This is a genomic window from Paenibacillus sp. GSMTC-2017 (genome assembly GCF_016019935.1).
In the GTDB taxonomy this organism is placed as follows: Bacteria; Bacillota; Bacilli; order Paenibacillales; family Paenibacillaceae; genus Pristimantibacillus.
Genome location: NZ_JAECMT010000001.1, coordinates 1,300,569 through 1,323,615, shown reverse-complemented (window position 1 = coordinate 1,323,615; position 23,047 = coordinate 1,300,569). Strand labels below are relative to the sequence as shown.

General features: G+C 41.5%; 22 protein-coding genes and 1 pseudogene. 19 read left to right on the top strand and 4 right to left on the bottom strand.

Going from position 1 to position 23,047, the window contains the following annotated elements; translation table 11 throughout:
* The first annotated feature begins 81 nt into the window (after positions 1–81).
* The 8 genes from I6N90_RS06150 to I6N90_RS06115 all read left to right on the top strand — a co-directional run bounded on the left by I6N90_RS06150 (position 82) and on the right by I6N90_RS06115 (position 9,459).
* The gene (locus I6N90_RS06150; protein WP_197934578.1) at positions 82–1,377 is read left to right on the top strand and encodes a DUF2087 domain-containing protein; all 1,296 of its coding nucleotides are present in this window, start codon (positions 82–84) and stop codon (positions 1,375–1,377) included.
* Positions 1,378–1,450: 73 nt separating this feature from the next.
* Positions 1,451–2,725, top strand: a complete 1,275-nt coding sequence (locus I6N90_RS06145; protein ID WP_197934577.1) for an MFS transporter — start codon at positions 1,451–1,453, stop codon at positions 2,723–2,725.
* Between the two features lie 670 nt (positions 2,726–3,395).
* Positions 3,396–3,617 (top strand): DUF1450 domain-containing protein, encoded by a 222-nt coding sequence (locus tag I6N90_RS06140; protein WP_197934576.1) that lies wholly within the window; start codon positions 3,396–3,398, stop codon positions 3,615–3,617.
* A 94-nt stretch (positions 3,618–3,711) separates the two neighbouring features.
* Positions 3,712–4,215 (top strand): ferritin, encoded by a 504-nt coding sequence (locus I6N90_RS06135; RefSeq protein WP_197934575.1) that lies wholly within the window; start codon positions 3,712–3,714, stop codon positions 4,213–4,215.
* A 144-nt stretch (positions 4,216–4,359) separates the two neighbouring features.
* Positions 4,360–4,914, top strand: a complete 555-nt coding sequence (locus I6N90_RS06130; protein WP_197934574.1) for a GNAT family N-acetyltransferase — start codon at positions 4,360–4,362, stop codon at positions 4,912–4,914.
* A 227-nt stretch (positions 4,915–5,141) separates the two neighbouring features.
* A complete protein-coding gene (locus I6N90_RS06125) occupies positions 5,142–6,683 on the top strand; it encodes a trypsin-like peptidase domain-containing protein (RefSeq protein WP_197934573.1) in 1,542 nt (513 codons plus the stop codon).
* A 157-nt stretch (positions 6,684–6,840) separates the two neighbouring features.
* Complete coding sequence (locus I6N90_RS06120) at positions 6,841–8,640, top strand: B12-binding domain-containing radical SAM protein (protein WP_197934572.1); 1,800 nt, start codon at positions 6,841–6,843, stop codon at positions 8,638–8,640.
* Positions 8,641–8,844: 204 nt separating this feature from the next.
* A complete protein-coding gene (locus I6N90_RS06115) occupies positions 8,845–9,459 on the top strand; it encodes a hypothetical protein (RefSeq protein WP_197934571.1) in 615 nt (204 codons plus the stop codon).
* Between the two features lie 290 nt (positions 9,460–9,749).
* Here the strand turns inward: I6N90_RS06115 and I6N90_RS06110 are convergent, their stop codons facing one another.
* From I6N90_RS06110 to I6N90_RS06100, 3 genes are read right to left on the bottom strand one after another with little or no spacing between them, the layout of a single operon-like run.
* Positions 9,750–10,145, bottom strand: a complete 396-nt coding sequence (locus tag I6N90_RS06110; protein WP_197934570.1) for a VOC family protein — start codon at positions 10,143–10,145, stop codon at positions 9,750–9,752.
* A 29-nt stretch (positions 10,146–10,174) separates the two neighbouring features.
* The gene (locus I6N90_RS06105; protein ID WP_197934569.1) at positions 10,175–10,756 is read right to left on the bottom strand and encodes a class I SAM-dependent methyltransferase; all 582 of its coding nucleotides are present in this window, start codon (positions 10,754–10,756) and stop codon (positions 10,175–10,177) included.
* 5 nt (positions 10,757–10,761) lie between these two features.
* Entirely contained in the window at positions 10,762–11,724 is a 963-nt protein-coding gene (locus I6N90_RS06100) for a TIGR01212 family radical SAM protein (RefSeq protein WP_197934568.1), read from the bottom strand.
* A 281-nt stretch (positions 11,725–12,005) separates the two neighbouring features.
* Between I6N90_RS06100 and I6N90_RS06095 the strand changes: the two genes are divergently transcribed.
* From I6N90_RS06095 to I6N90_RS06065, 7 genes are all read left to right on the top strand, one after another.
* Positions 12,006–12,212: a hypothetical protein gene (locus I6N90_RS06095; protein ID WP_197934567.1), complete on the top strand. Its 207-nt coding sequence runs from the start codon at positions 12,006–12,008 to the stop codon at positions 12,210–12,212.
* Positions 12,213–12,375: 163 nt separating this feature from the next.
* On the top strand, positions 12,376–13,137 hold the full coding sequence (gene trmB, locus I6N90_RS06090; protein ID WP_197934566.1) for a tRNA (guanosine(46)-N7)-methyltransferase TrmB: 762 nt from the start codon (positions 12,376–12,378) through the stop codon (positions 13,135–13,137).
* Positions 13,138–13,706: 569 nt separating this feature from the next.
* Positions 13,707–14,939: a glycosyltransferase family 2 protein gene (locus I6N90_RS06085; protein ID WP_197934833.1), complete on the top strand. Its 1,233-nt coding sequence runs from the start codon at positions 13,707–13,709 to the stop codon at positions 14,937–14,939.
* 215 nt (positions 14,940–15,154) lie between these two features.
* Entirely contained in the window at positions 15,155–15,712 is a 558-nt protein-coding gene (gene infC / locus I6N90_RS06080) for a translation initiation factor IF-3 (RefSeq protein WP_197934565.1), read from the top strand.
* 34 nt (positions 15,713–15,746) lie between these two features.
* Positions 15,747–15,944: a 50S ribosomal protein L35 gene (gene rpmI / locus I6N90_RS06075; RefSeq protein WP_197934564.1), complete on the top strand. Its 198-nt coding sequence runs from the start codon at positions 15,747–15,749 to the stop codon at positions 15,942–15,944.
* 40 nt (positions 15,945–15,984) lie between these two features.
* Positions 15,985–16,344: a 50S ribosomal protein L20 gene (gene rplT, locus I6N90_RS06070; protein WP_197934563.1), complete on the top strand. Its 360-nt coding sequence runs from the start codon at positions 15,985–15,987 to the stop codon at positions 16,342–16,344.
* Positions 16,345–16,482: 138 nt separating this feature from the next.
* On the top strand, positions 16,483–16,821 hold the full coding sequence (locus I6N90_RS06065) for a hypothetical protein (protein ID WP_197934562.1): 339 nt from the start codon (positions 16,483–16,485) through the stop codon (positions 16,819–16,821).
* A 150-nt stretch (positions 16,822–16,971) separates the two neighbouring features.
* Here the strand turns inward: I6N90_RS06065 and I6N90_RS25410 are convergent.
* Positions 16,972–17,226 (bottom strand): annotated as a pseudogene (locus I6N90_RS25410) (GNAT family N-acetyltransferase); the annotation flags it as partial.
* Positions 17,227–17,822: 596 nt separating this feature from the next.
* Here I6N90_RS25410 and ilvB point away from each other — a divergent pair.
* The 4 genes from ilvB (at position 17,823) to I6N90_RS06045 (ending at position 22,885) form a co-directional block, all read left to right on the top strand.
* Positions 17,823–19,568 carry a biosynthetic-type acetolactate synthase large subunit gene (gene ilvB / locus I6N90_RS06060; protein ID WP_197934561.1) on the top strand — a complete coding sequence of 582 codons (1,746 nt, stop codon included), beginning with the start codon at positions 17,823–17,825 and terminating at the stop codon, positions 19,566–19,568.
* Positions 19,565–20,053, top strand: coding sequence for an acetolactate synthase small subunit (gene ilvN, locus I6N90_RS06055; protein WP_197934560.1), 489 nt, complete (start codon positions 19,565–19,567; stop codon positions 20,051–20,053). Before ilvB ends, ilvN begins: the two co-directional genes overlap by 4 nt.
* Positions 20,054–20,205: 152 nt before the next feature.
* On the top strand, positions 20,206–21,198 hold the full coding sequence (ilvC, locus tag I6N90_RS06050) for a ketol-acid reductoisomerase (protein WP_197934559.1): 993 nt from the start codon (positions 20,206–20,208) through the stop codon (positions 21,196–21,198).
* 142 nt (positions 21,199–21,340) lie between these two features.
* On the top strand, positions 21,341–22,885 hold the full coding sequence (locus I6N90_RS06045) for a 2-isopropylmalate synthase (RefSeq protein ID WP_197934558.1): 1,545 nt from the start codon (positions 21,341–21,343) through the stop codon (positions 22,883–22,885).
* Positions 22,886–23,047 lie beyond the last annotated feature (162 nt).

The window sequence follows — 23,047 nt, the reverse complement described above, 5'->3', positions numbered from 1 at the left end:
AGCAAACAAAAATGAATTACGTTTATTTTTTATAAGATGATCTATGATAGCTATTCGTTTGGTGAAAGAGGAGTGGATGTTATGGGAAATGGATTGGATGAACGTTTCTGGAGTGCTGCTTTAACGGAGATGAAGCAAGGATATGTATATGACGTTAAGGATGATCATTATTACTGTCTCATTTGTGGAGAACCATTCGAAAACGGTGAAATATTTAGGTCGACAGAATCAGGACGTTTCTTCGAAGCTAAAAAGTATGTGCACCATCACATCATAGAGAAACATGGTTCTGTTCTTGATTATTTGCTAGGACTAGATAAAAAGGCTACCGGCCTTACTGAGTTGCAAAAAGAAATGATTCGTGATTTTGCCGCAGGCTTTTCCGATAACGAAATTGTAAAACGCACAGGTAGTGGTAGTGCATCTACGATTCGTAATCATCGTTTCGTACTTAAGGAGAAGGGAAAACAGGCAAAGCTACTTTTAGCGATTATGGAGTTGATGGAGCAAGGTGTTACTGATGCACCTCAATTTGTAACGATACACAGGACAGCGGTACAGGTAGATGAACGTTTCGCAATAACGACAGATGAGTATGGAGAAATGATCAAAAAATATTTTCCCGATGGCCCGAAAGGCCCGTTAGTGTCATTCCCTCGTAAAGAGAAAAAGAAAATAGCCATTCTCCGTCATATTGCAACTTTTTTTCATGCCGATACGATTTATCGCGAAGCTGAAGTGAACGAGATTTTGATAAGTTTTTCGAATAAAGAATACGTAACGTTAAGGCGCTATTTAATCGAATATGGATACTTGGATCGCAAAGAAGACGGATCGGAATATTGGGTTCGGATGAAAGGAAAGGAAGAGGGAATTATGGTAGGAAAAGAGCAGAAGCAAGATTCTAAAAAAGAACAGAAAAAAGAATCTCAAGGAGAACAGACGGCTACTGTAACAAAATCTACTAAAGGACCTGACAAAGCGAAACGTAAGCAATTGACCGCAGATTATCAGGATCGTGAGCGTAAGATGGGCGTATATCAAATCACCAATAATACAAACGGTCGAATGTTTATTGGAGGATCAACTAATCTCGACGGTCTTTGGAATAAAGAAAAGTTTATGTTGGATCTAGGGTCACATAGTAACAAGGAAATGCAGAAAGAATGGAAGCAGTTTGGGGGAGAAAATTTCACTTTCGAAATACTGGAAACAGTTAACACGGATGGATTAATTCGTTATAATTATAAGGATGTGTTCGACGAAGAAGGGAAAGAGCTTGGCGATGTTGCTAAGCGTTATAGACGTGATGTTGAAAGTATGAGGGAACAGTGGATCAAGAAGCTACAACCTAACGGGGACAGTGGTTACAATTAACGACTTAATAGATAGATCCAGCAATTAGAGGCTGAGAGGGTTTGATAAATAATAGAGATCGGAGTGAGAGGAAATGTCGACGCAAGCCGTCTCCGCAACGCCTCGCGGAAGTTTATTTAGTAACAAATTTATGCAAACGATTCTGCTTTCTAATGTTCTATTGCAGATCGGGATATGGGTGAGAAACTTTGCTATCTTGATGTATGTAACAGAGCAAACAAATAATAATTCTTTCGCCGTTAGTTTAATTGTTTTTGTAGAGTTTTTACCTATTTTCGTATTTTCATTTATAGGTGGAACATTCGCGGATCGATGGAAGCCAAGGCTGACGATGATATGGTGTGATATTTTGTCAGCAATATCGGTCGTTGTTGTTCTCTTTACGTTACTTTATGGATCATGGTATATGATTTATATGGCTACATTTATTTCTGCGATCCTTTCTCAGTTTTCTCAACCTTCATCGATGAAATTGTTCAAACAACATGTACCTCCAGAACAATTGCAAGCAGCAATGGGCTTGTTCCAATCATTGGTTGCAATATTTATGGTAGCTGGTCCTGCATTAGGTGTTTATTGCTATCAAAGATTTGGAATCGAATTTTCTATCGGTATTATGGGCGTGGCATTTCTATTGTCTGCTATCGTATTGTTCCGTATTCCTAAGGATAAAGAAGTGGAGCAAACGGGCGATGCTGAAAGCAAAGATTTTAAGGCTGAACTTCGAGCAGGTTTGCAGTATGTATGGAGGAGTCCTGTATTGAAGGCACTTGGAGGTACTTTTGCACTAGCAGGAGTATCAGTTGGAGTGGCTCATACACTGGGGATATTTATCGTTATTGAGCGCCTTGGGCAAGAAAAGGAATTTTTACAGTATATGTTGATGATTAATGGTGCTGCTATGTTAATCGGTGGTGGATTGGCAATGGCAATCACGAAAAAGTTGTCGCCGCAGAAGATGCTGGCTATTGGAATGTGTGTAAGCTCATTAGCAATGGTAGGGATTGCATGGTCAACAAGTGTTCCGTTAACACTTGGGCTACAGTTTTTCAGCGGACTCGGATTCCCATTAATTCAAATTGGTATAAGTACGTTGATTCTGCAATGGACTGATGAGAAGTTTATCGGACGTGTGAATGGTGTTCTTACTCCATTGTTTACAGGAATGATGGTTATAATGACGCTTGTTGCAGGTCGACTAAAACTCGACTTCTCGTTAGTTGCTATCTATAGCGCTGCCGGAGTTGCTATGTTCCTAGGGATGTTATTAATGATCCCTATATTTAAGTACAAAGCTCCAACACATGCTTCGGCAGTGGATGGAGAGGTTCAGAAGGCGACAGTTTGATATGTTATAGAAGGCAGTTGTGCTGTGCATTTTTCCTCACACTGTGGATGAGTGTAGTTGGTATATTGTAATGGCTTTGTGGAAGAAGAGTGCTAGAGAATGATTATGTTGGAGCTTTAGATGAAGAGTGTGAATGATAGAGTATGTAAGACACTCAGAGGAAGAGCATGAGAGCATGTCTATGCAACTCTACACAAAGTGAATCTAGAAGATAGAGCATATTGGCTCTACAATAGTTGTATTTGTATTTTTAAAAATAGAGAAACAAATCTAAAAAAGATAAAATGTTTAAAGTGGAGCACACTTTCACCCTATCTAACTAGGGGCGGAGTGTGCTTTTTGTTATTTTAACGCCTTTTTGGCTAGGTTAGATTGAATTAGCTAATTATTTTTAATCAAACTGAAATGGAGGAAAGAGTATGGTATTCGAAACGGAATTTCAGCTGTTTCTTCAATCACAACAGAAAGAAGCAAAAGGGATGCGTTACGAAATGCTGCAACGAGAATTGGTTGGCGAGAAAAAATGTTTCAAGAAGTACTTTATTCTGCTGCTCTTTAAGACTCACGTCCAAAGGACGACCACAAAAAGTTTCATCTTGACAAAAGGAATGATAATGAATATCATCTTAATGAGATTGATTATCAGATTCATACGGCGCGGGGTGGCACAATGAAAAAAATTAAGTATTGCAAGCGTAACTTAAAGAACGGTTCTAAGCCACTCTACAAGGCGATGAAGGAAAAATTCCCTGAAATTAAACGTAAAAAAAGTGACTGTCTAGGCAGCTGCAAAATGTGTAAATCGGAATGTTTCGTAGTCGTCAAGTCGAAAGTTATTAGTGCGTCATCCCCTGAATTACTATATAAACGTTTGAAAAAAATGATTGGTTAATGATCATATTGGGAAATATAGGAGGGGCGGCTATTTGCCGCTTCTTATTTTTATGTTAGAATAACTATAAATAAGAGGAGTGAGGTGCACGTTTATGAATGATGCATTGGCCAAAGCGTTAAACGATCAAATGAATTTCGAGTTTTATTCCGCACATGTGTATCTTGCGATGGCTGCTTATTGCTCAGATGACAGCTTAGACGGTTTTGCAAACTTCTTTATTGTACAAGCTGAAGAAGAACGTTTCCATGCAATGAAAATTTATAAATTTTTGAATGATCGTGGACGTCGTGCTACACTTGCTGCGTTAGGCGAACCTAATAATGATTATAGCTCGGTGTTACATGCTTTCGAACAAGGCTACAAACACGAAATGCAAAATACGGAACGCTTCTATCATTTATCTGACTTAGCTATGAATGATCGTGAACATGCGACGATTAACTTTTTGAAATGGTTTATTGACGAGCAAGTGGAAGAAGAAGCTCTCTTCGATAGCGTAATTAATAAACTTAAACGTATCGACAAGGACAGTAATGCATTCTACATGTTGGATACAGAATTTGCAGGACGTTCATTTACTCCTCCGGCTGAATAGTCAGTCGAAGAAATAAAATAGGTATAGAGCTTTTTTGGCTGCATAAACTGCGTGCTAAGAAGGCTCTATTTTTCTAATGTCGGAGAAGGAGAATACAACACAGTAATAACGATGCCATATAACAACTTAGAATGAGGTGCTTGGATGATTGAAATGGCGAGAAAAGATGATGTTAATGAAGTTATGCCATTAATTTTATCGGCTATTGGGGATATTGCTTATTCCTTGTCGGGAACGAATGATGACGATGAAACATGGCAGGTGCTTTCAGAGTATTACAATCAAGAAATTAATCGTATCAGCTATCGAAATGTGATCGTCGACCGAAGGGACGGCCAAATTGCAGGGATGCTAATTAGCTATTTAGGTGATAAGGCCGAGGAGCTCGATAATCCAATCAAAAATAGATTAATGCAATTACACGGTGAAGACGCTGCAAACGAAGTCGTTATGGAATGTCTTCAAGGAGATTATTATCTTGATTCGGTTGCAGTGGACGAAAGATTTCGTGGACAAGGGATTGCAAGCGAACTAATTACTGCGTTTGAGCAGAGAGGCAGATCCTTAGGTTGCACGCAGCTATCGCTAATTGTTGAAGGTGATAATAATCGGGCCTTTTCACTTTATGAGCGGCTAGGGTATAAAGAAGATGGTACTATAATGGTTAGTGGTAGTGAGTACACACGTATGGTTAAGTGATTGCAGCAGTCTAACTTTTAATTATGCAGAAACGAAAACTAATCAATATTGAATTTAGAAATAACAGCCCCTGAAGCTTTAGCTCAGGGGTTTCTTGTGCAATTCTAGCTATATTTAAAAAAGTTCTATTATTATGCTCGATTTAATAGACATGGTAGAGTAGGAATGATAGGATAATTTGGTACGGCCTTCTTTGGAGAATGTGGTAGAATATGGAGGATTTGATTATGAAACGTAGATGGTACAAAGTTGTGGTCGTTCCAATGCTTGCTGTAGGGTTACTGCTTTCTCCCCTATCAAGTTTGGGTAGTGTTAGCGTATTTGCAGCTTCAGGTGCAGTAGCAAAACAGTCAGATACGATTAATTTGTTGGTCGACGGTCAAAAGGTTAAACTATCAGCACCGATTTACAAAGTAAATGGTGTGGCATTGGCACCAATGAAAGATTTGCTAGATGGGCTAGATGTATCATCCGTTTTCGAGAAGAAAACAGGGACGATAATAATTAGAGATAGCGATATTACGATTACAATGGCAGTAGGTAAACAAGAAGCAATCGTTAACGGCAAAACTATAAAATTAGATACTGCCGCTGCATTAAAAAATGATATTCCATTTGTACCTATTAGATACATAGTCGAAAAACTAGAAGGAACGGTAGAATGGAATAAAGCTAGCAATTCAATCGTAGTAAAAAGTTGGTACTATACGGAGTATGAAGAAGAACGTGAATCAGAAGAAGAAGTGATAAATTTAGAAAAGCTTTCATCAACGGATATTGTAGATCTTTACGATGAAAGTGTTGTTATGATTATGACGAATCGTGCATCTGGAAGTGGTGTCGTTATAGGAGAAGATTTAATCTTAACGAATCATCACGTCATCGAAGATGGCACTTCTGCAACAATTAGTTCCATCTATGGTGACGAGATTAAAGTCAAAGGTGTAGTTGTAACAGATGAAGAAGCTGATCTTGCAATTATTCGTACTGAGGAAGTACTAGATTTGTTGCCAGTTGAAGTTGGATATAAATATGAAGCGCGTAAAGGCGATCGCGTTTATGCAATTGGAAGTCCGCTAGGGCTACAAAATACAGTTTCTACGGGCCTAATTAGTAATTTAACGTATGAAGCAGGTGTTAGTTACATTCAAACGAATGCTCAAATCGATCATGGTAGTTCTGGTGGAGCTTTGTTTAATGAGTATGGTCAGTTAGTTGGAATTACAACAGCTGGTTATGATAACTCAATAGCAGATTTAAACTTTGCAGTTTCTGCTGGTCATGCAGCAGATCTAATTGAAAGTATGACTGAAGAGCAATTAAAAGATCCTAAGTTCCTAACGCCAAGTTTGCCGGCTACTCTTGTAGGAGTACCTCACGAAGATGTTCAGAAGCTTATGACAGAAGAATTTTCTTCTATTCCTACAACCGAGGGCGAAGCTACTTTAACAGATTGGGAAGTTAAACGTGATTCGGAGGGTTGGCTCGTTTTCACTGCTAACATTGATCCCGTTTTCTACTTGTATTACGGTTCATCATCCGCAGCTGAGATGAGACTTTGGTCTGTTAATTTAAGCCATGAACTTCACGCAATGTTGCCTGATGATAAAGTTCAAGTTGTCATTTCATTCCAAAGAGATTATGATTTCCAACCTCGTAATTTGAAGCAAGAAGAGGTTAAAGCTATTGGAAACAACAAATGGCGTGTTCGCTACGATGTTATCAATTTACAGTTTAAGGATCAGTTATATATCCAAACTAGAGTATAAGGCTCAAGTGAGGTGTTGCCAGTTGCATCATGCAGCTGGCAACACCTCTTCTTTTTTACTTCGAATTTCTGTACAATAGAAGGCAACTTGTCGTAACTGCGACATTGAATCGAAATCGATTTGGCTAATCGCCAAAGTTAGAGAGGTATTCTGAACCATGAAAGTCGTGTTATCTACCTTAAACGCCAAATATATTCATACCTCACTTGCACTTCGCTGCCTAAAGGCATACAGCGGAGAGCATTTTGACATTGATATAGCGGAATATACGATCAAAGACCCGGCAATGAACATTGTGTCAGATATTTTTTCGCGCAAACCTGATGTTGTAGGTTTTTCGTGTTATATCTGGAACATAGAGGAAACGATTACTGTCATCAACATGCTTCGTAAAATAATGCCGGAAGTACGCATCATTCTAGGTGGTCCTGAAGTCAGCTATGATACGAACTACTGGATGGAACGTGTTCAAGAAGTTGACTTCATCGTTATTGGAGAAGGTGAAGAAACGTTCCATCATCTACTCAATGAAATTGAAGGCGACGGCAAATACCATATGGTATTTGGAATTTCGTATCGGAAAGTACGTGAGGATAATGTTGAAGTTCTCGTTAACCCGCCACGCCCGAAACTTAATTTAAACGAGCTTCCAAGTCCTTATCGATTCAAAGAGGATATCCCTCAACTTGCAAGTAGGGTTGTTTATTTTGAGACGAGCAGAGGATGTCCATTCAGTTGCCAATTCTGTTTATCTAGCATCGAAGTTGGTGTACGATACTTTGATATTCAAAGAACGAAATCGGACATTTTATATTTGATTGATAATGGTGCTAAGTTGATTAAGTTTGTAGATCGGACATTTAATATTAAAAGGGATTATGCACTAGATATGTTTCAGTTTCTCATTGAAAATCATCAGGGTTGTGTGTTCCAATTTGAAATTACGGCGGATATTATGCGACCGGAAGTGCTAGATTATTTGGCCGAGCATGCTCCACCAGGCGTATTCCGCTTTGAAATTGGCGTGCAATCGACTAATGATGTGACTAACCTTGCCGTGCAGCGACGTCAAAACTGGTCTAAGCTAGTTCGTACTGTAACGAAAGTTAGGGATTCGAAAAAAATCGACCAGCATCTTGACCTTATTGCAGGATTACCACTTGAAAATTACGATACTTTTAGAGGTACGTTTAACGATGTATTCGAATTGCGTCCGGAGGAGTTACAGCTTGGTTTCCTTAAAATGCTACGTGGAACCGGTCTTAGATTAGATGCAGAGAAGTGGGGCTACATCTATATGGATCGAGCACCGTATGAGATGCTCGGCAACGATTTGATGCCTTTTGCCGATATCGTACGCATTAAGCGAGTAGAGGACGTACTTGAGAAATATTGGAACGATCATCGTATGGACCATACACTGCTTTATTTGGTTGATCGAGTATTCACATCACCTTTTGATTTCTTCCAACTGTTCGGTGATTATTGGGAAGGACGAGGCTGGCAGAAGATCGGTCATCAATTAGAGGATTTGTTTTCAAGATTATGGTCATATTTGGAGACGCTCCAGCCTGGCGAGCAACAGCTTGATCATGATATAGCGTTAGGATTAATGAAATACGATTATTATCTTAACCATAACTACAAGCCACGGAAAACATGGTGGGAATATACGATGGATAAAGCGGAGTGGAATGATTGGTATCGAGAGCTCGCTGCTAATCCTGCTTCCGTTTCAGACGAGTTTGTAGCGCTAGCGCTTGGAGAGCGGGAGCTTCATAAACATGCTGTTCTCGAAAAGATACCTTTTGATCTTGCACACTATTTAGCGACTGGTGAAATGAATAAGGACAAGCATACGATGCTTATTATGTTATATGCTCTTGATCCAACGAACAACAAACCTAAACCGCGACCATTTATGCGAGTATTAGATCCAGTTGGTGCGAAGGTATAGATTGAATCCTTTTGTAAAATAAAGCAGCAGCACGTCCGCTATTAGGATAGTGCTGCTTTTTTTAACCAAAAAGCAAATTCTCAACAACATGATTGGTTGTTCCTGCATTAAAATTTCATTACAGTTAGAAAGTTTGTTATTTTCTTGCAACCCATCCTTTTGTTGTACGTATTTCATCCAATAAAGATGGGAGGAATATACAAAATGTGGTCACCGATTGATACGAAGTTTCTTGCACCAAAGTTGCCAGTAGCAATTGCTGCAGTCGCAGATAGCTCGGAAGCTGGATTTATGAGAAATTTACTAGAACAGCTAAATATGTCGGTCCTGTTGCATAAAGTAGGTACGCCAGACGATTTTCTTAAAGTAATTGGACAGACAGAAACTGCTCCTCCTTTCCTTATTATTAGTGCTCATGGAGATGAAGGCGGAATTATATTTGGCGAATATATGGAAGGAATTGATGTATCAAGCTTAGAAGACGGCGTAATGATGCCTTTAACAATCGCTAATGCAATTGCACTACCGGGTACAGTTATTTTTAGTGCAGCATGTTCGAGTGGAGTAGAGGAAGCAGGACAGGCTTTCCTAAAAGGTGGAGCACTTGCCTACATTGCTGCAGACGACGACGTTTCAGGCGAAGCGATCACATTGTTTATGATGCACTTTTTTTACAAACTTACGAAGGAAGAGCCAGATACATTAGAGGAAGCATGGGAACATGCAGCTTCTTATGATGAGGAAAGCAGATTGTTCCGCTTATATAAACAAGATGGTACATTTAAGATCGACAATAACGGAATTAAAGTTAAACTCTAACAATTAGGGGAAATTGAAATACAACAATATCATCAAAAAGCAACCTTAGACTAACAGAACCAGTGTCCAACATCTAGATGATGTCAACTCTTCTAAATGTAAATATTCGCTTATATTCAATGAGTAGAATGATAATGTAAAGTTTTAAGCGCATAAATACAGTTATTTTTCATTATTGGCCATAAGTTAGCATTAATAAATGTAAAAGTGCGCTTAATTGTCTGAAGCATATCAAAAGTAGAAGGTGCCTCTGAAAAGTGAGAGACACCTTCTATTTGATTTATACTATTTTAAGCAGATTTCTCAGGTTGAAACAGCTCAAGATGCTCACCATCTGGTCCATGGAAAAAGAAATAACGGGAACCATTAGGCAAAGTAGTTATTTCGGTATCGTGAAGTGAAACCTGCAATTCTCTAATTCGGGTCAATTCACTTTCAATATCATCGACAGTGAAAGCGAGATGATGAACTTTGCCCTCAGCAGGCAAATTGTCATTGTACCCTTGAATTAATTCAATCTCTGTTTCCTCATGACCTGGGAACGATAAAAAAGCAAGTTTAATGATGCCATTTGTATGTACGGTTGTTGTCTTATGCGTGAGCCCTAGTACAGATGTGTAAAATGTGATTGAAGCCTCGATATCTTTAACCATGATGCCAATATGTTCGATCTTTCGAATTGCCATTTGAAATCATTCTCCCCTCAACCTATTAACTATCGTTTTCGTTCAATAGCAATTACGTAAGGAGCAGCGGTTCGTTGCAGTTGGCGATAAATAACTGCTTGACCAACTGATTGAGGAAGGCTAGCAGCCCAATCTTCAACAGCCGCCGCTTCTTGTTCCCCTCCTGGATGACCAGGGTAGAGGACACAAGTTACGATGCCACCAGCACGAAGTAGCGTTAAACTTGCTTGTAGTGCCTCGATAGTCGTTTCGGGTTGCGTAATGACGCTTTGATCGCCTCCGGGCAAATAACCCAAATTAAACATTATTGCTGCGACCTTTCCTACATCATCCGGGTCCACAGCATCAACCATTCCAGCATGATCTTGCAACAGCAGACGAAGATCAGGCATTCGGCCGCTTTCGGATAACGGAACTAGTCGCTCGCGTGTTCGTTCTAGTGCTGACGGCTGAATATCAAAGGCGTATACGCGCCCCTTTGGTCCAACGAGTTCGGCAAGCGCGAGTGTATCGACTCCTCCACCTGCAGTTGCGTCAATAACAGTATCACCAGAAAGTGCGCGTTCCGCAATCCACTTATGAGCCATACTAAGTACAGATAAAAACCCCATTTTGTCTATCCCTCCGACTGCCAGAGCCTACCTTGCCAAGTATTGCGGCGACGGAGCTCCTCATCAATAGCGTTTAGTACTACCCATTTCTTTGCGCTCCACATTGGACCGATAAGCAAATCACGTGGGGCATCGCCCGTTAGTCGGTGAACGATCATCTCAGGCGGCAAAAATTCAAGTGAATCTGCAATAAGCTTAATATATTCATCCTGTTCTAGAAATTGTAGCAGTCCAGCTTCATATTGCTTCACCATTGGTGTCTTGCGCATGAGATGGAGTAAGTGAATCTTAATGCCTTGTACGTCCATGCGGGCGACAGCACGACCAGTATCAAGCATCATTTCATGTGTTTCTTGCGGTAAGCCATAAATAATATGAGCACATACTCGAATATTTCGTTCGCGTAATCTGCGTACAGCGTCGAGATAACATGTAGTATCATGCGCACGATTAATAAGTTCTGAGGTTGATTCGTGGACGGTTTGTAGCCCCATCTCGACCCACAAGTAAGTACGCTCGTTTAGCTCAGCTAAATAGTCAATAACATCGTCAGGTAAACAGTCAGGGCGGGTTGCGATCGATAGACCGACAACGCCTGGCTGCTTTAATATTTCCTCGTAGTATTCACGTAGCTCCTCGACAGGTGCATACGTATTCGTATAAGCCTGGAAGTATCCGATGTAACTAGCATCGGGCCACTTTTGATGTTGACGGTCTCGAATCGTATTGAACTGAGTGACGAGATCATCACGCCGACTTCCTGCAAAGTCGCCTGAACCTCTTGCGCTGCAAAAAGTGCAGCCTCCCTTAGCGATAGAACCGTCACGATTTGGGCAAGTGAAACCTGCATCCAATGTAACTTTAAACACTTTACAACCGAATTGCTCTCGCATTTCGTAATTCCATGTATGAAATCTTTTATCTCCCCAAAGCATTGGCTCAGATGGCGACGAGTGTAATTGAATCATGTTATTTCCCTTCTTTCAAAACATTCAACCTTCATTTTAGCGAAAAGAAGAGCGAAAAGCCATCGTTTATCTTATTGCTACAGCATCATATTCGGATATTTACATAATTGGAAATGTACAAGTGTCCAGAAGGATTTAGGCTTGCAAAACCTAACATGATATGTTAAATTAAAAGTGCGACAAATCAACAAAAAAACCTTACATGTATAAAATGAAAACGCACACATGAAAAGTCGATTAAATGGAAATAATGAGAAAATAAATCGATGGGGTGATGTGAAATGAATATGACAAAAATTCCAAATGGTGATGAGAAAGTAACTGTTGAATTAACCGTCAAGGAGCTTATGGCACTTGCAGGTGTTCAATTTATTGCAAACCATGAAGTGAAAATATCTGCCCGAAAAAAACTGAACGAAGTGCTCTCGGATACTTGGGAGAAGGAAATGCGAGATAACGCGCCTATTCCGTATCAATTGCTAAGTTAATCTATCGGATATACATCTCAATACAGTCGTAAGCCGCGTGCCAAGAGGCAGTGGCTTTTCTTTTGCGCGAAAAACGCTTTACAATCCTGTCAATGTTGGGCACAATAAGGACTGATTCATTAACTCGCTAGCTTACTAGTTCACATTGAAGGAGATATATCATATGCGTTTAAGAGGAAGAAAAGGGATTAGGGAAAGTTTGGAGAGCCAGCCAGAATTGGTCATTCTAGATGCTACTCCTCATAAGGGGAAATGGCGTGAGTTCTTTGGGAACGACAACCCAATTTATGTAGAGCTAGGTATGGGAAAAGGCAGATTTATTAGTCAAATGAGCGTTCGTAACCCACATATTAACTTCGTAGGGGTGGACATGTACGATGAGCTACTTCGTCGTGGTAGTGAAAAAGCTCGTATTGCTTGGGAAGAAAAAGGAGTAGATAATCCTCCAAATTTAGCGCTATTGCGCGCAAATATTGAAGGAATTGAGACAATGTTTGCACCTGGTGAACTTGAACGAGTTTATTTGAATTTCAGTGATCCTTGGCCAAAGGGTAAGCATGCACGTCGTAGACTGACACACGAGCGATTCGTGTCGAAATATATTGAAATATTGAACGAACGTGGAGAAATTCATTTTAAGACTGACTCGCAATCGTTGTTCGAGTTCTCACTCAACAGCTTTGCTGATATGGAACTTATTATGAGAAACATTTCACTTCACCTGCACAAAGACGGGCCTCGCGAAGACTTAGTATTTACGGAATATGAGATGAAGTTTATGCAGAAGGGTCAGCCTATTCATCGCGTAGAAGTTGTAATCGGTGAAGAAGCACTTCGGAATCATCGTGCTCGCAAACTTGAAACAGCGCGTTTGGAATCAGCCCAAGCGGAACAAGATTCAGGTTCAGAGGAAGAAGAAGCTTAACAAACAGATTTTGTGGTAAGGCGGTGTCTAACATGATCGTTAGGCCGCCTTATTTTATTATTTCGTTCTAAACATTTCCCTAAGGTGATTATTCCAAATTACCCAACATCGTTGCATTTGTCACTTCATTTCCAAGGCTCAGATGACATCTAAATGAATTTTTCCATTAACTGTTCGATTTCTCGTGTTACAAATTGCAAAGGATGGAAAAGCTGATAACGAGCATATAAACAATATGAAACGACAAATTTCGACACAAACATTAATAAATATTAATAGTTGTGAAACAAATGAGGACATTCGTGCTAAAAATGAAGGAAATGGTTGAGAATAAGACGGAAGCGAAGCAAACAGAGGGGAAGTGAACTTTGTGTATGGATGCAAGCGTTTTTCTGGCTGAATTAAGCCTAATTACGCCGTATTCTCATTTTGACAAAGTGATCATTTCAGAGGAAAATCAGTAAATCAAACATCGTAACTTAGGTCTGTAAAAGAAAGCTTGGTCAAACAAACATAGAGAATAGACGCAAGCTACAAAAAAAGGGGTTTCAAGGGGGCAGTACCGTATGATCTTAAGTGTTGTATTTATTGTGCTTCAAGTAATGCTCGCTTCTGTCGCAGTGTATCAATTTACACTCTCGCTATTCGGTTTTATGAAAAACAAAAGCAGAAAAAGGCATGCGCCTAGAAAATCGTTTGCAGTGCTCGTAGCTGCACACAATGAGGAGCAAGTCGTCGGTGCTCTTTTAGAAAACTTAAAAAAATTAGATTATCCAAAAGAATTATATGACGTATTTGTAATTTGCGATAATTGTACAGACAAAACTGCTGATATTGCTCGCAGCATGGACGTTACTGCTTGTGAGCGCTCGAATCAAAATCTTCGAGGTAAAGGCTATGCGATTGAGTGGATGCTCAAGAAACTATGGGGTATGCCTCGCCAATACGACGCTGTCGTAATGTTCGATGCTGATAACCTGGTTAACCCTGATTTCTTGCAACTTATGAACGATGACCTTTGTGAAGGACATCAAGTTATTCAAGGCTACTTAGATACAAAAAATCCAGATGATTCATGGATTACGGCAGCATATGCAATTACTTATTGGTATTGTAACCGACTATGGCAGTTATCCAGAACGAATTTGAAGATGAGTAACTTCCTAGGTGGAACAGGTATGTGCTTTGAGTCCAACTTGCTTAAAGACATGGGCTGGGGTGCGACAAGTCTGGTTGAGGATTTGGAGTTTTCGATGCGTTGTGTTCAAAGAGGCGTATATCCAATTCTAAACTATGATGCAAAAGTATTCGATGAGAAGCCGGTATCATTCCGGGCATCTGCAAAACAACGTTTGCGCTGGATGCAAGGTCACTTCAATGTAGCGCGTAACTATTTCTTCCCGTTGTTATGGGCTAGTATTAAAGAACGTAACATGGTCAAATTTGATGCAGCAATTTATACGGTTTCGGTTTATAACACACTGCTTGGATTTGTTTTGACAGTGGGGCTGTGGATCGACGTGGCATTGCCATCAAAAGATGTGATTCATTCCATCTATAGCTATTTGCCTTGGTGGTTAATGCTAGTTGCTATTCTTGCTACAGTGTTGCAATTCCCTGCAGCTCTTATGCTGGAGAAAGTTAAATCGCGCAAGATGTACGCACACTTGCTTACACTTCCGTTTTTCCTTATCTCCTGGTGGCCAATTACTTTCTATGCATTCTTCACTCAGAATAACAAAACGTGGAGCCATACACAGCATACACGTGTCGTTCGAATTGAAGAAGTTCAAGGGAAATAGGCTGTTGACACTTATAAAACTTTTATGATATAGTGTATCAGTATTGCAATTGAAAATGTTCGCACAAGAAGAGGCACCCGCTTCTCACCTTTCGGCTTGGCTGACTGGTTTGCGATAATCGAATGAGTATGCTGTCAATTCCATATTGAATTGACTTTAGCAGAATCAATGAACGGTTATGAGATGCGGGTTCGAGCGAACCCGCATTTTTTTGTATGAAATTAAACATTAGCATTCCACTATGGAGGTGGCACGTTATTAGCAGAGAACATCAAATCAACGATGAGATCCGGGCCAGAGAAGTGCGCTTGGTTGGCGCGGACGGAGAGCAAATCGGCATTAAATCGATTCGCGACGCGATCCAACTTGCAACTGAACTTAATTTGGACTTGGTGAACGTCGCACCGACGGCTAAGCCGCCGGTATGCCGCATCATGGATTATGGCAAGTTCCGTTATGAGCAACAAAAGAAAGAAAAAGAAGCTCGCAAAAACCAGAAGATCGTTGATCTTAAGGAAGTATGGTTCCGCGCTAACATCGAGGAAAATGACTACCAGACGAAATTCCGTAATGTTGTGAAGTTTCTTAACGAAGGCGACAAAGTTAAAGCTTCTGTTCGCTTCCGTGGACGTGAAATCACGCATGCTTCGATCGGACAACGGATTCTTGATCGTTTATCCAAAGAGGTTGCCGAAATATGCAATGTCGAGCGCGCTCCTAAGCTGGAAGGCCGGAGCATGATTATGATTTTGGCACCAAAAAACAACAGCTAACCACTGATCAACAACCTTAAGGAGGATAACTGACATGCCTAAGATGAAAACTCACAGCAGCTTGAAAGACCGTTTCAAAATTACCGGTACTGGTAAAGTGAAACGTTACAAAGCATACAAAAACCATTTGCTTTCCCACAAATCGGGACGTCAAAAACGCGTTCTTGCAACTCAACCGCTTATGGCAGCAGGCGACGTTCGTCGTTTGAAGCAAGGTCTATCTAACATCTAATTTAAACTAAATAAATACAACCTACAGGAGGTTTCCACCCATGGCAAGAGTCAAAGGCGGTTTTGTCCGCACTCGTCGTCGTAAACGAATTCTAAAGCTAGCTAAAGGTTATTTCGGTTCGAAACATCGTCTGTTTAAAACAGCGAAGGAGCAAGTTGGTAAGTCCCTAATGTACGCTTACCGCGACCGTCGCAACAAAAAACGTGACATCCGCAGATTGTGGATCGTTCGTATCAACGCGGCAGCTCGTATTAACGGCTTGTCCTACAGCAAGTTCATGCACGGCTTGAAACTTGCTGGCGTTGAAGTTAACCGTAAGATGCTTGCTGATCTTGCAGTTAACGATATCAGCTCGTTCAACTCACTTGCTGGTGTAGCTAAGCAAAAAATCAACGCGTAGTCGTTGTTTTCTATAAGGGCCCTGCCTTTGGTCATTTGTGACCAGAGGCAGGGTCTTTTTTGTTTGGCGTGGACAAACAAACAGGCAGTAGCTTCCTTCCCCGAATACAGTAAAGAATAACGGGAAAGGAGGGATTGCATGCGTAACGTAACAAGAGCACAGGCGAAGAAGCTGGTCGGCAAATCGATCTTCGCAATGCGCAAAGACGGCACCGTTGTAAAAGGCAAACTTCTTCGAATTCAAGGGAATAAATTAATAATGGCTCCTATCCGAGGTGCAAAAGGTAAAAAAGTGCATACAAAATGGTTTTTGATACCACTTTTATTATTTGATTTGTTGGCTATCGGCACATTAGGATTCTGGGGTGGCGGCTTTGGCGGCGGTTTTAATGGTGGCTTTGGCGGAGGATTCAATGGAGGTTGTGGCTGCGGCTGCGGCGGGAATGGCTTTGGACATGGAAATGGCGGATTCTTTTAATAACAACTGAGAATAGTTAGACGCTAATGACGGGGTCAACGGTTTTTGCAACTCATAACATTGAAGCTCCGGGAAGAAGCGAACGATTAAATATCCGAGCTTATGGTAGAAATGCTGAGCTCTGGTATTGATTCGATCGATGAACAATCGGACAACATGGCAATGATGAGCTCTACCGTAGACCTCGGCATGAGCCATTAAGGTTGTACCGAAGTGGTAACCCCGATACTCTGGATGAGTAACGAGCATATTTATAATAAGATCGGTTTCCATTACCTCGAAGTTAACAAAAGCAACCGGTGGCCCGAGTTTGGTTCTAGTTGCTACATAAGTGACTCCACGGCGGAAACGATTAGGGATTTCTCTTATTGTGTGAGCGTCATGAGGGCGAGTTGTATAGGACATTGGAATAAGTTCAGTTCTGATGAGGCGGACGAGCTCAGCGTCGTCAGTTCTCGATTTCCGAGCACGAATCATAGTATCATTCCAATCTTGAGCGATGTTCATTGAACGACGCTGCATGATATTGCCTTCTTAGGCTACACTAGTATATGTGCTGGGAGTAAGATATGCGACGAGAAGTTGTTGGGAAGAATCGGTTTTTATGGTTCTTGACGAATAAACTGAATACGCATATAATAATGAAAAGTCATATAAATCGGCATTGATGAGGACGAAGTGTTAAGGGCCCTTTTGCTCAGAGAGCGTACGGATTAGCTGCAACCGACGCCAAAATCCCTTTTCTACGAGCTCACCTCGGAGCTATCCTCCTGAAAAGCAACTTGTTGCGTATTAGGGAGCATCGCAGGGCAAGCGTTACAGTGCCAACGGTAGAACGTCGATATGTGCACAGCGTTCTTACCTATGGAGGTTATATATCGGGAGATATATAACGAAATTGGGTGGTACCACGGAAGCTAAACCTTTCGTCCCTTTCAGCTTATTCATTTAAGCTGAGGGATTGAAAGGTTTTTTTGTTTTTCTTGAGAGGAGGACGACTGATGGCAACGCAAGGTGCAACACTTAAGTCGAAAGAGGAATTATTCGAGAGGCTCTCGAAGCCAGAGGTAATCTCGGGATCAGAAATTTTGCTACGTAGTTTGTTGCTTGAAGGTGTCGATTGCGTATTTGGATATCCGGGCGGAGCAGTATTGTATATCTATGATGCAATGCATGGCAACCCTGATTTCAACCACTTATTGACAAGACATGAGCAAGGGGCAATTCATGCAGCTGATGGCTACGCTCGTGCAAGTGGTAAAGTAGGAGTTTGTATCGCTACTTCGGGACCTGGAGCAACTAATCTTGTAACTGGTATAGCGACAGCGTTTATGGATTCGGTACCGCTCGTTGTCATTACTGGAAATGTAATGTCGACGCTAATTGGTACAGATGCTTTCCAAGAAGCCGATATTACAGGTATTACAATGCCGATTACGAAGCATAGCTACTTGGTTCGCGACGTTAACGATCTATCTCGTGTCATCCATGAAGCGTTCCATATTGCGAATACAGGTCGTAAAGGTCCAGTTTTGATCGATATTCCAAAAGATATATCAGCGGCGAAGACACTCTTTAAGCCAGTAACAGAAGTGAGTATCCGTGGATACAATCCAACGATTAACCCGAACAAGTTGCAACTGGATAAAATGGTTAAAGCGATTTCTGAAGCGAAAAAACCGATTATTCTGGCAGGTGGCGGTGTTGTCTACTCCGGTGCACATGAACAATTGTTGGAATTCGTAACGAAGACGCAAATTCCGGTAACGACAACGCTTCTCGGGCTTGGTGGATTCCCAAGCGGTAACGATCTTTGGCTTGGTATGCCGGGTATGCACGGGACGTTCACTGCGAACACTTCCTTGCAAACAGCTGATCTCCTTATCAACATCGGAGCACGCTTTGATGACCGGGTAACTGGTAAGCTCTCAGGTTTCGCTCCAATGGCGAAGATCGTACACATCGATATCGACCCGGCTGAAATCGGCAAAAACGTTCCGACAGATATTCCAATCGTAGGCGATGTAAAAACGGTACTTGAACTTGCGAATAAAATCGCGGTTCGTGCAGATAACGCGGACGAGTGGAGAGCACATATTCAAGAATCTAAAGCAAAATATCCATTCCGCTATATTGATTCCGAAGTTGAGCTAAAACCTCAATGGGTTGTGGAGATGATCCATGAAACAACTAACGGTGATGCAATCGTAACGACTGACGTTGGCCAACATCAGATGTGGGCTGCGCAATACTATAAATTTAATAAACCTCGTTCATGGGTAACATCAGGTGGTCTTGGTACGATGGGCTTTGGATTCCCATCAGCGATTGGCGCTCAGATGGCTAATCCAGATCGAGTAGTAGTATCAATAAATGGTGATGGCGGCATGCAAATGTGCGCACAAGAACTTGCTATTTGTGCCATTAACAACATTCCGGTAAAAGTTGTTATATTGAACAACCAAGTACTTGGTATGGTTAGACAATGGCAGGAGCTCATTCATGAGAACAGATTCAGCCATATTGATCTAGCAGGCAGCCCAGATTTCGTGAAGTTGTCAGAAGCCTACGGGGTAAAAGGCTTCCGTGCATCGAACAAAGAAGAAGCACGTGCGGCATGGGAAGAAGCGCTTAACCATCCTGGTCCGGCTGTTGTAGAATTCGTCGTTCGTAGGGACGAAAACGTTTATCCGATGGTCGCACAAGGTAGCACAATCGATCAAATGATCATGGGGGATGCAGAATGAAGAAGCACACGATCGCAGTTATTGTAAACGATCAGCCCGGCGTTCTGCAGCGTGTATCCGGATTGTTCGGACGCCGTGGCTTCAATATTGAAAGTATCACTGTAGGTACGAGTGAAGAGCAAGGTTTGTCACGTATGGTCATCGTCACTGCTGGCGATGATCATACATTAGAGCAAATTACAAAGCAACTTTATAAACTTATCGATGTCATTAAAGTCATCAATCTGAGTGCGAATGCTATTGTTGCACGTGAACTAGCGCTCATCAAGGTACATGCAGAGCCGACGTCAAGGCCTGAGATTCTTGGTGTCGTTGAGACATTCAGAGCTGCTGTAGTCGACATTGGCACTCATTCTCTTATGGTTCAGGTTGTAGGCGATACAGAGAAAATTGACGCAATGGTAGAGCTACTTAAGCCTTATGGCATCCGTGAACTTTCACGCACTGGCGTAACTGCGCTTAACCGTGGTAACGTAAAGCAATAAAGAGATGTGTAAAAGTCTATTTAAATCGTAAAGTTAATCATTATCGTCCACCCCGCTTTGAGCGGGAGTTTAAGAGGGGAACTTTAGTAGATTCCGTTTCTCCACTTAAACACCCGCTCAAAAGGGTTAAATCAAAGGAGGCAATTATTATTATGGCAGTTACAATGTACTATGAAAAAGACGCAGATCAAGGCGTACTTCAAGGTAAAACGATCGCAGTAATCGGTTACGGCAGCCAAGGCCACGCACAAGCGCAAAATCTTCGCGACAGTGGTCTGAAAGTAGTTATTGGTCTTCGCCCTGGTAAATCAGCAGATGTTGCTAAAAAAGACGGCTTCGAAGTATTGACAGTTGCAGAAGCAACTAAAGTGGCTGACGTTGTACAAATCTTGCTTCCTGATGAGACGCAAGCGAAAGTATACAATGAAGAAATCGAACCTAACCTTAAGCAAGGTGCAGCTTTGATGTTCTCTCACGGCTTCAACATTCACTACGGCCAAATCGTTCCTAGCGCAGACAAAGATGTATTCCTAGTTGCTCCTAAATCACCTGGCCACATGGTTCGTCGTACATACCAAGAAGGCTTCGGCGTTCCTGGCTTGATCGCAATTCACCAAGATGCTACTGGCAATGCAAAGGCTATCGGCCTTGCTTATGCTAAAGGTATTGGCTGTACACGTGCAGGCGTAATCGAAACTTCATTCAAAGAAGAAACAGAAACAGATCTATTCGGAGAGCAAGCTGTACTTTGTGGCGGAGCTACTGCACTAGTTAAAGCAGGTTTCGAAACACTTGTTGAAGCTGGTTACGCTCCAGAAATGGCATACTTCGAATGTCTACATGAGCTTAAGCTTATCGTTGACCTTATGTATGAAGGCGGAATGGCGAAAATGCGTGATTCCATCTCCAACACAGCTGAATACGGCGACTATGTAACTGGTCCTCGTATCGTTACTGAAGAAACGAAAAAAGAAATGAAACGTGTATTGGAAGATATCCAATCCGGTCGTTTCGCACGTGACTTTATTCTTGAGAACCAATCCGGCCGTGCTATGCTTACAGCAACTCGTCGTAACGAAGCTGCTCATCCAATCGAGCAAACGGGAGCACAACTTCGCGAGCTAATGCACTGGATTAAGAAATAATAACGATTATTCGCATATAATAGTTTTCAGAAGATCAACTAAGTCCCGGTCCAACGGAGCGTATGTCGATGTTTTCTAACATCGGCACACGCGAGCTCCGCGTGTATCGGGATCATTCTGTTCACGGAGGTGCAGTGCTGACATGCGGAAAATTTATATTTTCGATACAACGCTTCGTGATGGTGAGCAATCGCCAGGAGTAAACTTGAACACGAAGGAAAAGGTTGAAATTGCACTTCAATTGGAGAAATTGGGTGTTGATCGTATTGAGGCGGGTTTTCCTGCCGCATCACCAGGCGATCTTGCCGCAGTTAATGCAGTAGCACGTGCAGTGAAGAACGCATCGGTTATCGGTTTGTCTCGTTCACGTGAGGGAGACATTGATGCTGTGCGAGAGGCACTGAAGGGTGCACAAGATCCATGCATTCATCTATTTCTAGCGACTAGTCCGATTCATCGTAAACATAAGCTTCGTATGGAGAAGGAACAAGTATTAGAAGCTGCTGAACGTGCGATTCGTTATGCAAAGCAGTATTTTGACAAAATTGAATTTTCTCCAGAAGATGCAGGACGTACCGAACTTGATTTTCTTTGCCAAGTAACAGATATGGCAATTCGCGCTGGTGCAACAGTAGTCAACATTCCTGATACTGTTGGTTATATGAACCCGCAAGAGTTCGGCAACATTTTCAAAACGTTAAAAGAAAACGTACCTAATATCGAGAAAATCCAGCTAAGCGCACACTGTCATGACGATCTTGGTATGGCAACGGCCAATGCACTAGCAGCTATCTTGAATGGTGCTGATCAAGTAGAGGGAACGATTAATGGAATTGGGGAGCGTGCGGGCAATACAGCAATTGAAGAAATTGCTATGGCATTAGCTACTCGTCCAGATTATTTCGGTGCTCAAACTACGTTGAACTTGAAAGAAATTGCGAAAACAAGTCGTCTAGTAAGCAAACTAACAGGTATGGTAATTCCGGGGAATAAAGCAATTGTTGGCGCAAACGCTTTTGCACATGAATCGGGTATACATCAGGATGGTATGCTGAAAGAGAAGACGACTTACGAAATTATTTCTCCCGATACGATCGGTTTGAAAGAATCGAAACTAGTATTAGGCAAACATTCTGGCCGTCATGCGTTTAGAGAGAAGCTAATTGATCTCGGCTACGAACTTGATGATGAGGCAGTTAATACAGCATTTGCAAAGTTTAAAGACTTAGCTGATCGTAAAAAGTCGGTTGTTGATAGTGATATTCGCGCAATGCTCGAAGAAAAGCTTATCGACACTCCTGAAATATTTACGCTTGAGACGATTCAAGTGAGCTATGGCAATCAATCAACTCCAAGCGCGTCGGTTCGTATTCGTACAGTTGATGGCGAGATTCGTGAGGAAACGGCTGAAGGAAATGGTTCAGTCGATGCAATCTATAACGCGATTGATCAAGCGACGAAAGAAACGGTTGAGCTTGAAGACTATTCGATTAAGTCGGTATCCCAAGGTAAAGATGCACTCGGTGAAGTTCATGTCATTTTGAAACAAGATGATATTTCTGCACAGGGACGCGGACTAAGTACAGATATTTTGGAAGCAAGTGCACGAGCTTATCTTGATGCGGTTAATCGATTAATCGATAAAAGTAAAACGCCTAGTAAACGGGATAAAATGAGCCTAATCTAGTATATAGGCAAAAGAGTGACGTAAGGAAGACAGCAGGGTAGGACTAAGTCCAATGCCATGCTGTTTTTTTATAAGCTTTATAGGTGTTGTCTATAAAGTAAATAGAATTTATATCTTGGTGTTAGGATAGCTTTTATGGTACAAATGATAATAGACTGAGAA

Bases quoted from the DNA above. Each gene is read 5' to 3' on its own strand.
- I6N90_RS06150 (WP_197934578.1), top strand. From the start codon at position 82: ATGGGAAATGGATTGGATGAACGTTTCTGGAGTGCTGCTTTAACGGAG.
- I6N90_RS06145 (WP_197934577.1), top strand. From the start codon at position 1,451: ATGTCGACGCAAGCCGTCTCCGCAACGCCTCGCGGAAGTTTATTTAGT.
- I6N90_RS06140 (WP_197934576.1), top strand. From the start codon at position 3,396: ATGAAAAAAATTAAGTATTGCAAGCGTAACTTAAAGAACGGTTCTAAG.
- I6N90_RS06135 (WP_197934575.1), top strand. From the start codon at position 3,712: ATGAATGATGCATTGGCCAAAGCGTTAAACGATCAAATGAATTTCGAG.
- I6N90_RS06130 (WP_197934574.1), top strand. From the start codon at position 4,360: ATGATTGAAATGGCGAGAAAAGATGATGTTAATGAAGTTATGCCATTA.
- I6N90_RS06125 (WP_197934573.1), top strand. From the start codon at position 5,142: ATGAAACGTAGATGGTACAAAGTTGTGGTCGTTCCAATGCTTGCTGTA.
- I6N90_RS06120 (WP_197934572.1), top strand. From the start codon at position 6,841: ATGAAAGTCGTGTTATCTACCTTAAACGCCAAATATATTCATACCTCA.
- I6N90_RS06115 (WP_197934571.1), top strand. From the start codon at position 8,845: ATGTGGTCACCGATTGATACGAAGTTTCTTGCACCAAAGTTGCCAGTA.
- I6N90_RS06110 (WP_197934570.1), bottom strand. From the start codon at position 10,145: ATGGCAATTCGAAAGATCGAACATATTGGCATCATGGTTAAAGATATC.
- I6N90_RS06105 (WP_197934569.1), bottom strand. From the start codon at position 10,756: ATGGGGTTTTTATCTGTACTTAGTATGGCTCATAAGTGGATTGCGGAA.
- I6N90_RS06100 (WP_197934568.1), bottom strand. From the start codon at position 11,724: ATGATTCAATTACACTCGTCGCCATCTGAGCCAATGCTTTGGGGAGAT.
- I6N90_RS06095 (WP_197934567.1), top strand. From the start codon at position 12,006: ATGAATATGACAAAAATTCCAAATGGTGATGAGAAAGTAACTGTTGAA.
- trmB (WP_197934566.1), top strand. From the start codon at position 12,376: ATGCGTTTAAGAGGAAGAAAAGGGATTAGGGAAAGTTTGGAGAGCCAG.
- infC (WP_197934565.1), top strand. From the start codon at position 15,155: ATGAAATTAAACATTAGCATTCCACTATGGAGGTGGCACGTTATTAGC.
- rpmI (WP_197934564.1), top strand. From the start codon at position 15,747: ATGCCTAAGATGAAAACTCACAGCAGCTTGAAAGACCGTTTCAAAATT.
- rplT (WP_197934563.1), top strand. From the start codon at position 15,985: ATGGCAAGAGTCAAAGGCGGTTTTGTCCGCACTCGTCGTCGTAAACGA.
- I6N90_RS06065 (WP_197934562.1), top strand. From the start codon at position 16,483: ATGCGTAACGTAACAAGAGCACAGGCGAAGAAGCTGGTCGGCAAATCG.
- ilvB (WP_197934561.1), top strand. From the start codon at position 17,823: ATGGCAACGCAAGGTGCAACACTTAAGTCGAAAGAGGAATTATTCGAG.
- ilvN (WP_197934560.1), top strand. From the start codon at position 19,565: ATGAAGAAGCACACGATCGCAGTTATTGTAAACGATCAGCCCGGCGTT.
- ilvC (WP_197934559.1), top strand. From the start codon at position 20,206: ATGGCAGTTACAATGTACTATGAAAAAGACGCAGATCAAGGCGTACTT.
- I6N90_RS06045 (WP_197934558.1), top strand. From the start codon at position 21,341: ATGCGGAAAATTTATATTTTCGATACAACGCTTCGTGATGGTGAGCAA.